Origin of the sequence: Pseudomonas sp. LRF_L74, assembly GCF_965644255.1 — a bacterium.
Classification (GTDB): Bacteria; Pseudomonadota; Gammaproteobacteria; order Pseudomonadales; family Pseudomonadaceae; genus Aquipseudomonas.
On sequence record NZ_CBFFRH010000002.1, the window covers coordinates 716426 to 727342 of the forward strand.

Consider the following 10917-nt stretch of genomic DNA (forward strand, 5'->3'; position numbering starts at 1 on the left):
TTCAGGCTTTCGCGCTGCTCAGTACACCCAGACTTCGACGCGGCGGTTCTTCTCGCGGCCGTCGTCCGCGGAGTTGGCGGCTACCGGCAACTGGTCACCCATGCCGATCACTTCCTTGACGATCACGTCGGCCCTGATCAGCTCGCGGTGTACCGCCATCGCGCGCAGCTTGGACAGCAATGCCGCGCGCGATGGGATGCTCTTCGGGTCACCGAAACCGACCAGCACGACCTTGTGCTGCTTTTTCCCGGCTGTTTGCAGGTAGTCGAGCAGGCGATTGATGTCGCGCTGTGCCTTGTTGTCCAGGGTCGCGCTGTTTTCCTTGAAGCGGAAGTTGACCGACAGGCGTTGGGCGTCCTTGGCCAGCTTCATGTAATTGGCCGGCATGCCGGCGAGCGGCTCGACCTTGACCGCCTGGACGGTCTGCGAAATGAAGCCGTTCTTTTCCACCAGGGCCTGGCCGGCCGGGCTGTGGGCGAACTCGACCAGGGCCTTGGCCCAACTGTTGGTGCTGGCGGGCGGCAGGTAGAAGAACAGGCGCCGTGACAGGGGATAGTCTTCCGTGGCGATCAGGGTCACGCTCGGCGGCATTGCGCGCGATTGGCCGTCGGCGATGGCCAGTGCCTTGCTCTGGCGCACCGAGGGCAGGCCGGTGAAGCCAATGCCGCGCTTGTCGCTGCTGACGGCGTCGGAGAGCTGGTCGTTGGACTCGAAACGCTTCGCCGAGCTGGCGAGCGATTTGCCGTGGGCGGCGAGCACCAGTTCCTTGAAGGTATCGTAGGTGCCGGACTTGTCATCGCGGGCATAGAGGTCGATTGGCCCGCCCTTGCCGCCGAGCTGCTCCCAGGTCTGGGTTTGGCCGGAGAAAATGCTGGCCAGTTGATCGGTGGTCAGTGAATCGAGCGAGTTGCCTGGATTGACGATCATCGCCAGGCCGTCGATGGCGATTACCTGCTCCGCCGCGGGGCTGCGCATGTCGCCCTGGGCGGCGAGGGCGGCGACTTCGCTGTCCTTGATCGGCCGCGAGGCGGCGGCCAGGTCGGCGCTGCCGTCGAGCAGGGCGGTGAAGCCCGTGCTGGAGCCGTGGGCAGCGATGGCGATACGCAGGGTGCGGCCCTTGGCATCGACACCGAGCACCTGCTGCTCGTTTTCTATAGCCGTGTTTTCAACCCGCACATTGCTCAGTTGCTGTTGCTCGAACAGGCCTTTGATCAAGGCCGGGCCCAGCTTGGCGCCAATGGTGTTGGAGCCCTGGATGCGCAGCACCGTGATCGGTTCTGCGGCGAATACCGACCAGGGCATCGCGTAGCAGATGAAACCGAGCGTCAACCAGGTACAGGCTCGGCTCCAGATGTGTTGATCGCTGCTCGATCGTGTACGCGACATGCGACGGCTACCTTGTGCTCAGGGAGAAGATGCCGCGCAGATTAAGTCGGAATGATTGCAGTTCCGTTACGGGCGAGAGCCCCGTGATAGAGGCGCTTGCTCAGGGGCTGTCAGGCAAGCTCGAGCCAGATCGGCGCATGGTCGGAGGGCTTGTCCATGCCGCGCAGTTGGTAATCCACCCCGGCGTCCTTGAAGCGTGCCTGGAGAACCTGGGTGGCGAGGATCACATCGATGCGCAGGCCACGCTTGGGCTCGTCTTCGAAGCCACGGCTGCGGTAGTCGAACCAGCTGAAACGGTCGTTCACTGCCGGGTTGAGGTGGCGGAAACTGTCGACCAGGCCCCAGCCCTTGAGGGTCGCCAGCCACTCGCGTTCCTCGGGCAGAAAGCTGCACTTGCCGGTCTTCAGCCAGCGCAGGCGATTGGCTTCGCCGATGCCGATGTCGATGTCTTCGGGCGAAATGTTGATGTCGCCCATGACCACCAGGGCCTGGTCAGGCAGGAAACGGCTGATCAGCAGTCGCTGCAGGTCGGCGTAGAAGCGCTCCTTGGCCGGGAACTTGGTGGGATGGTCGCGGCTTTCACCTTGCGGGAAGTAGCCGTTCATGACCGTTACCGAATTGCCTTGGGCATCGGCGAAGGTGCCGTAGATGAAGCGCCGCTGCGAGTCCTCGTCGTCATCCGGGAAGCCTTTGTGGATTTCCAGCGGTTCCTGGCGCGAGAGCAGGGCGACGCCGTAATGGCCTTTCTGCCCGTGGTAGTGCACGTGATAGCCGAGCTGGCGGATTTCCTCTTCGGGGAACTGATCGTCGCTGACCTTGGTTTCCTGCAGGCCGATCACATCCGGCTGGTGTTTTTCGATCAGCGCCTGCAACTGGTGAGGACGGGCGCGCAGGCCGTTGATGTTGAAGGAAACGATCTTCATGGAAAGCGATTACCGGCAAGAATGTAGAAGGGCGATGCTAGGGTCTGTTGACGTTTCGGCGCAAGCCGCGTTGTCGCGACGAAACGGCAACAGACCCTAAGCCCGTCGCGCGCCCGGTGGCATGAAACCGCCGGGCTGATGTTTCAGGCCACAGCCTGTCAGGCCTGCTTGCGCGAACCGCCCGCCGCCTTGCCGGCTTCACGGGTCGCCTGGCCAGCCGCAGAAGCGGCCGCGGCAATACCGTTCTCGGCGATTTCCGCCGCCTGCTTCGCCGCCTTCTGCGCGCTTTCGTAGACGCTACCAGCGCTCTCCAGCGCCGACTTGAGTACCGCCACCGCCGGCTCGGCCCCGGCCGGGGCGTTCTTGGCGATCACCTCCACCAGTTCCTGCACCTGCTTGGCGCCCGTCTCGATCTGCCGCTCGGCGAGCTTGGCGATTTCCGACTGGGTGCCGGAAATCAGTTCGTACACCTGGCGATTGAACTCCAGCAGACGTTCGGCCTGGGCGGTGGGCCGGGCGAAGGAGGCCTGCAGCTCGGCGAAAGCCTGCGGGTCGCGGGCCGAGAGCAGCTTGCGGAAGCTGTCGAAGTGATCGTCGCTCGAGGCGCGCAGCGTCTTGAACTGCAATTGGCTGAGCTGCTCGACACCCTCGAATACCTTGCTGCTGATCTGTTGCAACAGGTCGAGGTTGGCTTTCTGGGTGCTGTGCAGTTTTTCCGTATCGAAAAAGGACATGGTTGGGTCTCCAGGCAACGGGATGGCTCGGTATAGGGCCTGACTCCGCCTCCAGGACAACCGTGCGCAGTGCCGACTCACGAGCTTCGGTGTTTCGGCTTCGCACCTGAAGGTGGAACGATGGGGGCGCCAGCCAGGCGCGCCATTCGATTCTTGCGCCGCAAAAAAAGCTTTGCAAGCGATTTTGTGCGATGCACAAAAAACTTTGCATCAGTCACAAGCATTGGCTATAAGAGATCATTCGCCGAAACCGACGAAAATCGAGCCAATCTGAACGGGCAGCCTATGCCAGGCCTACGGCTCGTAGACCTGCCGGCTATGGGAGACGGTCATGACCCAGGAAAGTTTTTTTGCAAAGCAAGAAGACCACTATGCATCGTTTCACGGCCTGTTCAAGCACATAGGCGAACTGCATCGCCTGCACGTGCAGATCCTCCTCGGCGCCTTGCGCCAGCGCCAGGAACATATCCTTGCGCCCGTTCGTGCTGGTCAGTTGCGCCAGCCCAGCATCAGCGATTGCTGGGAATACCTGGCCGATTTCGGCCAGCGCAGCCTGCTGTTCCTCGACACCCTGCGCCAGCGGGGCGACAACACCCTGGCCCATGAGCGCGCGGGGTACCCGTTGCTGCTCAAGTTCGACCACGAACTGCTGATCGATGGCCACGACTTGCCCCACCCGGTCAACTACTCGTTGCTGCGGATACTCCCGGGGGCCAACCAGCCAAGCGACGACAGCCGCCAGCCAGTGATCATCGTCGATCCTCGCGGCGGCCACGGCGCCGGCATCGGCGGCTTCAAGGAAGACTCGGAGATCGGTGAAAGCCTGAGGGCCGGGCATCCCACCTACTTCATCGCCTTCAGCCACTTTCCCGCACCAGGACAGACACTGGCCGATATCGCCGAGGCCGAAGCGCATTTCATCGAGGCGGTCCGCGCCCGCCACCCCGATACCAGCAAGCCGGTGATCATCGGCAACTGCCAGGCTGGCTGGGCGCTGATGGGGCTGGCCGCCGCCCGCCCGGAACTGCCGGGCCTGGTGATCATCAATGGCGCGCCGCTGGCGTACTGGGCCGGGGTCAATGGCAGAAACCCGATGCGTTACGCCGGCGGCCTGCTCGGCGGCAGCTGGATGACGCGGCTGGGCAGCGACCTCGGCAACGGTCGCTTCGACGGCGCCTGGCTGGTCAGCAACTTCGAGAGCCTGAACCCGGCCAACACCCACTGGAGCAAGTACTACAACCTGTTCAGCCAGGTCGACAGCGAGGCGCCGCGCTTTCTCGACTTCGAACGCTGGTGGGGCAGCCCGACGCTGCTCAACAGCGAGGAAATAGAGACCATCGTCGACGACCTGTTCATCGGCAACCGCCTGGCCGGCAGCTTCGGGCGCAGCAAGAGCGGCGCAATCGACCTGAAGCGCATCGAAGCGCCGGTGGTGGTGTTCTGCTCCTATGGCGACAACATCACCCCGCCACAGCAGGCGCTGAACTGGATCGCCGACGTCTATCCCAGCGACCTGGCCCTGCGCAGCGCCGGACGCACCATCGTCTACCTGCGCCACGCCAGCATCGGCCACCTGGGCATCTTCGTCTCGGGCCAGGTGGCCCGCCGCGAGCACCGCGAACTGCTGGGCGCCATCGACAGCATCGGCGCGCTGCCGGCCGGTCTGTACGAACTGCTGATCGACGACTTGCCGGCAGCCGCCGAAGACGGGCGGAAGTATCAGGTGCACTTCGAATCCCGGCGCATCGCCGATATCCTCAGCCACGACCAGGACGAGCGCGACGACGAGCGTGAATTCGCCCTGGTCGACCGCCTCTCGGAACTCAACAGCACCCTCTACGACTGGTTCGTGCGCCCGACGATGCGCCAACTGATCAACGAACCCATGGCCGAGGTCATCCGCAAGGCGCATCCCTTCCACCAGCAACAGGTGTTCTGGAGCAGCCTGAACCCGGCGCTCTGGTGGCTGGCCGGCTCCGCCGAACAGGTGCGTGGCAATCGTCGGACGGTGGCCGCGGACAATCCGCTGCTGGCCTGGCAGGCACTGTCTTCCAACTTCGTCGAAGCGCAGCTGGATGGCTACCGCGACCTGCGCGATGCGATCCAAGAACTGTGCTTCCACGGTTTCTATGGCGGACTGAGCACGCTCACCGGTGGACAAAAAGCGCAGAATCCGCAGAAGCGCGCCAGCGTCCAGGATCAAGCGCTGATCGCGCGGCTGCACGATGCCCTGCCGCGTGGCGGTCGGCTGGAAGCCCTCGCACGCATCCTGTTCCTGCTCGGCAGCACCAGCCATGGCATCAGCAAGGAGCGGATCGAGCGCCTCACCCAGCAAGGCCGCCAGCTCGTGCAACAGCTCGCCCTCGACCCCATCGCCCTGCGCGACAGTGTGCGCCTGCAAGGCCTGCTGGTGTTTGCCCACCCCGCGCAGAGCCTGAGCAGCCTGCCGCTGTTGCTGCGCACGCCGAGCGAGCGCCAGCAGGTGCTGGACGCCGTCATCCAGCTGGTGCCGGAACTGCACACCGCCGAGGGCGCCGTGGGTGAACTATGGCGCGAACTGCACCGCGTGCTCGAACGCCCCATGCCCGACTTCGCCCTGCCTCCCGTCGAGTCGCCGACCGCCACGGACGCGACAGCCGGCGACACGACTGAGCAGGCCGCTTCCGACAGCGCACACGCTCGACCAGCCAACGCCACCGACAAGACCGCAAAAGCGGCCGGCGCCGGTAAAGCGACCACCGCCAGGACACGTCGAGGCAAGGCCGCCACGGCCAAGGTAACGACCGAGAGCCGTACACCACAGGACGGCGAACCGGTTGACCCCGGTGCCCCTGGCCCGGCCAACGCCCGCAGGCGCAAGCGCCTGGCCAACGACCCAGCAGGTACCGACCAATGAGCCAGGATCACTATCAGGATCTGCTGCTGCGCTGCGCCGGCCTCGCCCCGGTGCCCACCGCCGTGGTCCACCCCTGCGAGGCCGGCGCCTTGCGCGGTGCGCTGGAAGCCGCGGACGCCGGGCTGATCGCACCGATCCTGGTCGGCCCGCGGCACCGGATCGAGAGCACCGCGGCGGCGGCAGGCCTGGATATCGCCGGCTGGCCGCTGGAATCCGTGGAACACAGCCATGCCGCCGCCGCGCGCGGGGTCGAGCTGGTGCGTGCCGGCCGCGCCGAACTGCTGATGAAAGGCAGCCTGCACAGCGACGAGTTGTTGCAGGCGGTGATCGCCCGCGACAGCGGCCTGCGCACGGAGCGGCGCCTCAGCCACCTGTACGCGATGAACGTGCCCAGCTACCACAAACCGCTGTTCGTCACCGACGCGGCGGTGAATATCTTTCCCAGCCTGGACGACAAGGCGGATATCTGCCGCAACGCCATCGACCTGCTGCACGTGCTCGGCGTCGAGCGGCCGAAGCTGGCGCTGCTGTCGGCGGTGGAGACGGTCACCGCCAAATTGCCCTCGACCCTGGAAGCGGCGGCGCTGGTGGTGATGGCGCGGCGCGGGCAGATCCAGGGTGGCCTGCTCGACGGCCCCCTGGCCTTCGACAACGCGATCAGCGCCGAAGCGGCACGCCTCAAGGGTATTCAGTCCGAGGTCGCCGGCGATCCGGACATCCTCCTCGCCCCGGATCTGGAGGCCGGCAATATCCTGGCCAAGCAACTGATTTACCTGGCCGGCGCCGAAGCGGCCGGCATCGTCCTCGGCGCCCGCGTACCGGTCATTCTCACCAGCCGGGCCGACAGCGTCCGCGCGCGCATCGCCAGTTGCGCCCTCGGCGTGCTGCTGGCCGAGGCCAGGCGCACGGCACTGGCGGTCGAGGCGCTGACATGAGCGCGCGCCAGGAGGAACTGATCCTCACCATCAATGCCGGTTCGTCGAGCATCAAGACCGGCCTGTTCGCCGGTCGGCGCGGCGAGACCGAACCCGTGCTGCTGGCCCGCGGCAAGCTGGACGGTATCGGCATCCAGCCGCGGCTGCGGGTCATCCTGGCGGACGGCAGCAGCGTCTGCGAGCGCTCGTTCAGCGCACAGCAGATCGGTGACATGCAGGCGGCTTTCCGGCAGATCCACCTGGCCCTCGGCGAACACCTACGGGGCCAGCGCCTGGCACTGGTCGGCCATCGCGTGGTGCATGGCGGCGCGGCGTTCAGTGCCCCCCTGCGCATCGATGCCGAGAAGCTGGCACGCCTGCGCGAACTGGAACCCCTGGCACCGCTGCATCAACCACACAACCTGGCGGCAATCCAGGCGCTACTCGACAGCCAGCCGGAGTTGCCCCAGGTCGCCTGTTTCGATACCGCTTTCCATGTCGGGCGTAGCCTGCCCAGCCAACTCTTCGGCCTGCCTTATGCCCTCTATGAACAGGGTATCCGCCGCTACGGCTTCCACGGTCTGTCGTTCGAATACATCAGCCAGTACCTGCAAAAGCAATCGCCGGCGCTGGCCGCCGGCAAGCTGGTGATCGCCCACCTGGGCAACGGCTCCAGCCTGTGCGCCATCGAGGGCGGCAGGAGCGTCGAGGTGACCACCGCGTTCAGCGCCCTGGATGGCCTGCCTATGGGCAGCCGCTGCGGCGCCCTGGACCCCGGCGTCCTGCTGCACCTGCTGGCGAACGGCGAAGATGCCCGCAGCCTGGAACACATGCTCTATCACCAGTCAGGCTTGCTCGGTATTTCCGGGGTCAGCAGCGACATGCGCAGCCTGCGCGCCAGCACCGCGCCGCGTGCGCAACTGGCCATCGACTATTACGCCTACCGCATCGCCCAGGAGATCGGCTGCCTGGCTGTCAGCCTCGGCGGTCTGGACGCCTTGGTGTTCACCGCCGGCATCGGCGAGAAGGATGCCGAGCTGCGCCGCCAGGTGGTCACGCACCTGGCCCCGCTGTTCGGCCTACGCCTGGACGCAGCGGCCAACGACCGGCATGCCGAGCGGATCTCCGGCAGCGACAGCGCGCGGCCGCTGCTGGTGGTCGCCACCGACGAGGAAAGCATGATTGCCCGCCATGCCTGGCGTCTGTACCAGGAGTCCAGCCCATAAGTTTCACCCCGCAACGCCTGTCCCTGATCGGTAAATACGGCCTGTGGTAGGGGACTGTGTCCGGGCGTCGGCCTTCGTGGTCGATCGTAAAGGCTGTCAGCGCTGCCTTTCTGTTTCAGGGTTCTGGTGGTTGGCCAGGAGCTGATCCAGCAGTTCGTCGGTGATGGGGGCGTCTTGCTCATCTGATCCGGTTACACAAAACTCAGAGCCCCTCGGTCATAGGGGGGCGTTGGCTGCGCGGGATGAGGCATCCGGCGGCAGGAAATCGCGATCAGGGTCGTAGTCCGGCTTCAGGTAGCCACCCAGGGCTTGCAGGTCCTCCGGGCTGAGGGTGCCGGCGGCCTGCTTCAGGCGCAGGTTGTTGAGGATGTAGTCGTAGCGCGCGTCGTTGTAGTTGCGCACCGCGCTGTACAACTGGCGCTGGGCGTCGAGCACGTCGACGATGTTGCGCGTGCCGACCTGGTAGCCGATTTCCGTGGCTTGCAGCGCACTCTGGTTGGAAATGATCGACTGCTTGCGCGCCTGTACCGTTTCCACATCGGTGTTCACCGCACGGTGGAGGTTGCGGGTGTTCTGCACCACTTCCCGGCGCAGGCCTTCGCGCTGTTGCTCGGACTGGCTCAGGCGCTGATAGGCCTCGCGTGTCTGGGAACTGGTCAGGCCGCCGCTGTACAACGGGATGTTCAGTTGCAGGCCGATGCTGCGTTGCGACACGTCGTTGCCGTAGACCGGGTCGCCGGGTATGCCGGTATTGGTGAAGCCAAGGCTGTCGTTGTCGCCTTTCTGGTAGCTGGCCACCGCGTCGAGGGTCGGGGCGTGGCCGGCCTTGCGTTGGCGCAGGGTCTCCTCGGCGGCCGCGACCGCGAAGTTGCTGGCCTGCAGGTTGAGGTTCTGGGCGGCGGCGGTATCGACCCAGGCCTTGGCGTCATTGGGCACGGGCGCCAGGATCGGCAGGCTGTGCTGGATGCCCTCGATGCTGCGGTAGTCGCGGTTGGTCAGGGTCACCAGGGCCTGAAGGGCATCGTCGACCTGGCGCTGGGCGATGATGCGGTTGGCCCGGGCGGTGTCGAAACCGGCCTGGGCCTGGAGCACGTCGGTCTTGTCCGAGAGGCCGACCTCGAAGCGTTCGTTGGCCTGGTCGAGCTGGCGCCTGAAGGCGGTCTCTTCGGCCTTGGTCGAGGCCAGGTTGTCCTGGGCGCGCAACACCGAGAAGTAGGCTTCTGCGCTTTGCAGGATCAGGTTCTGTTCGCTGGCCGAGAGCTCCAGGGCGGCCTGCTCGCTGAGCGCCTCGGCGGCCTGCAGCTGGAACCAGCGATCGGCGCGGAACAGCGGCTGGCTGAGGTTGGCCTGGTAGAAGCTGCCGCTGCGCGCGAGGGTCGCCGACGGGGTCTGCAGGGCGCTGCGGGTATCGTTGATCTGGGCGCTGGCGCTGAGGTTCGGCAGCAGGCCGGCGCGGGCCTGTGGCAGCACTTCGCGGCGGGACTGGTAGTCGGCGCGTGCGGCGGCCAGGTCGGCGTTGTTGGCGGCTGCCTCCTGGTACACGGAGATCAGGTCGGCGCGCACCGGCAGCGGGGCCGTGTCCGCCCAGGCCATTGCGCTTGACGCGCAGGCGACGAGCAGCGCCAGCGCGGCGCTGCCAGACAGCGGGGCGACAGCTTGCGTGCCGCGCGTGGGCAGGGGAGTCGGGTGTGAGTGGCGCTTCGGCATCGATCGATCCTTACCTAGTGCAATGATTTGCGCAGCCGCGACAGCGCGCCGACGAAGAACAGGCCGCCGATGATGGCCAGCGCCACCAGTTGGGGCCATACGATGGCGCTGCCCGCACCGCGGAAGAGGATGGCCTGGGCCAACTCGACGAAATGCGTGGTGGGCGCCAGCAGCATGATGTGCTGCACGGCCTCCGGCATGCTTTCACGGGGCGTCATGCCGCCCGAGAGGATTTGCAGCGGTATCAGCACGAGGATGATCAGCAGGCCCAGTTGCGGCATCGAGCGGGCCAGGGTGCCGAAGAAGATGCCCATCGAGGTGGTGGCGAACAGGTGCAGGGCCGCACCGCCCAGGAACAGCGGGATGGAGCCCGGTATGGGGACCTCCAGCCAGCCCTCGACCACCAGGGTCAGGGCGATGGCCGAGGCCGTCAGGACCACCAGGCCCATCGACCAGACCTTGGCGCACATGATCTCGAACGGCGTGACCGGCATCACCAGCAGGTGCTCGATGGTGCCGTGCTCGCGTTCGCGGATCAGCGCGGCGCCGGTGAGGATGATCGACAACATGGTGATCTGGTTGATCACTTCGTTCACCGAGCCGAACCAGGCGCGTACCAGGTTGGGGTTGTAGTTCATGTGCACCACCGCCTCGACCGACTGGGTCGCCGCGCCGCGCGTGCGCTGCAGGAACCCGCTGGCCTCGTCGCTGATGATCTGCTGGATATGCCCGGCGCCGGTGAAGGCCTGGCTGACCTGGGTGGCGTCGACGTTGAGCTGGATGCTCGGCTGGCGCCCGGCGAGCAGATTCTGCTGGAAGTTCGGCGGTATGTTCAGGGTGAAGGTGTAGAGGCCCGCATCCATGCCGCTGTCCATTTCCTTCAGGGTGATCGATTTCGGGGCGATGAAGTAGGGCATCTGGAAGGCCGCGACGATGCGCTGGGACAACTGCGAGCGATCCTCGTCGATCACCCCGATGGTGGCGCGGTGCGGGGCTTCCGGCACGCTGCTGGCGCTGGAGTAGATGCCGAGGGTGAAGGCGTAGACGATCAGCAGCAGCAACGCCGGGTCGCGGTACAGGCTGCGCAGCTCCTTGATGCCCAGTTGCAGGATATTGCTCAGTTTGCGCATC

General features: G+C 65.7%; 8 protein-coding genes. 3 read left to right on the plus strand and 5 right to left on the minus strand.

The features are described 5' to 3' along the window. Positions 1 to 18: 18 nt before the first annotated feature. The 3 genes from ACSZPK_RS08175 to ACSZPK_RS08185 form a co-directional block, all read right to left on the minus strand. Positions 19 to 1386, minus strand: coding sequence for a phosphate ABC transporter substrate-binding/OmpA family protein (locus ACSZPK_RS08175; RefSeq protein ID WP_437880929.1), 1368 nt, complete (start codon positions 1384 to 1386; stop codon positions 19 to 21). Between the two features lie 110 nt (positions 1387 to 1496). After that, positions 1497 to 2309: an exodeoxyribonuclease III gene (xthA, locus tag ACSZPK_RS08180; RefSeq protein WP_437880930.1), complete on the minus strand. Its 813-nt coding sequence runs from the start codon at positions 2307 to 2309 to the stop codon at positions 1497 to 1499. Positions 2310 to 2467: 158 nt separating this feature from the next. After that, positions 2468 to 3043 carry a phasin family protein gene (locus ACSZPK_RS08185; protein ID WP_437880931.1) on the minus strand — a complete coding sequence of 192 codons (576 nt, stop codon included), beginning with the start codon at positions 3041 to 3043 and terminating at the stop codon, positions 2468 to 2470. Positions 3044 to 3374: 331 nt separating this feature from the next. Here ACSZPK_RS08185 and ACSZPK_RS08190 point away from each other — a divergent pair, with 331 nt between their 5' ends. From ACSZPK_RS08190 to ACSZPK_RS08200, 3 genes are read left to right on the plus strand one after another with little or no spacing between them, the layout of a single operon-like run. Continuing rightward, positions 3375 to 5939 (plus strand): DUF3141 domain-containing protein, encoded by a 2565-nt coding sequence (locus ACSZPK_RS08190; RefSeq protein ID WP_437880932.1) that lies wholly within the window; start codon positions 3375 to 3377, stop codon positions 5937 to 5939. Continuing rightward, on the plus strand, positions 5936 to 6874 hold the full coding sequence (locus ACSZPK_RS08195; RefSeq protein ID WP_437880933.1) for a bifunctional enoyl-CoA hydratase/phosphate acetyltransferase: 939 nt from the start codon (positions 5936 to 5938) through the stop codon (positions 6872 to 6874). Before ACSZPK_RS08190 ends, ACSZPK_RS08195 begins: the two co-directional genes overlap by 4 nt. Continuing rightward, positions 6871 to 8079: an acetate/propionate family kinase gene (locus tag ACSZPK_RS08200; protein WP_437880934.1), complete on the plus strand. Its 1209-nt coding sequence runs from the start codon at positions 6871 to 6873 to the stop codon at positions 8077 to 8079. Before ACSZPK_RS08195 ends, ACSZPK_RS08200 begins: the two co-directional genes overlap by 4 nt. Positions 8080 to 8295: 216 nt before the next feature. Here the strand turns inward: ACSZPK_RS08200 and ACSZPK_RS08205 are convergent, their stop codons facing one another. Together ACSZPK_RS08205 and ACSZPK_RS08210 are read right to left on the minus strand one after the other, a co-directional pair. Beyond that, positions 8296 to 9672: a TolC family outer membrane protein gene (locus ACSZPK_RS08205; protein WP_437881018.1), complete on the minus strand. Its 1377-nt coding sequence runs from the start codon at positions 9670 to 9672 to the stop codon at positions 8296 to 8298. 128 nt (positions 9673 to 9800) lie between these two features. After that, on the minus strand, positions 9801 to 10916 hold the full coding sequence (locus ACSZPK_RS08210; protein ID WP_437880935.1) for an ABC transporter permease: 1116 nt from the start codon (positions 10914 to 10916) through the stop codon (positions 9801 to 9803). Position 10917 lies beyond the last annotated feature (1 nt).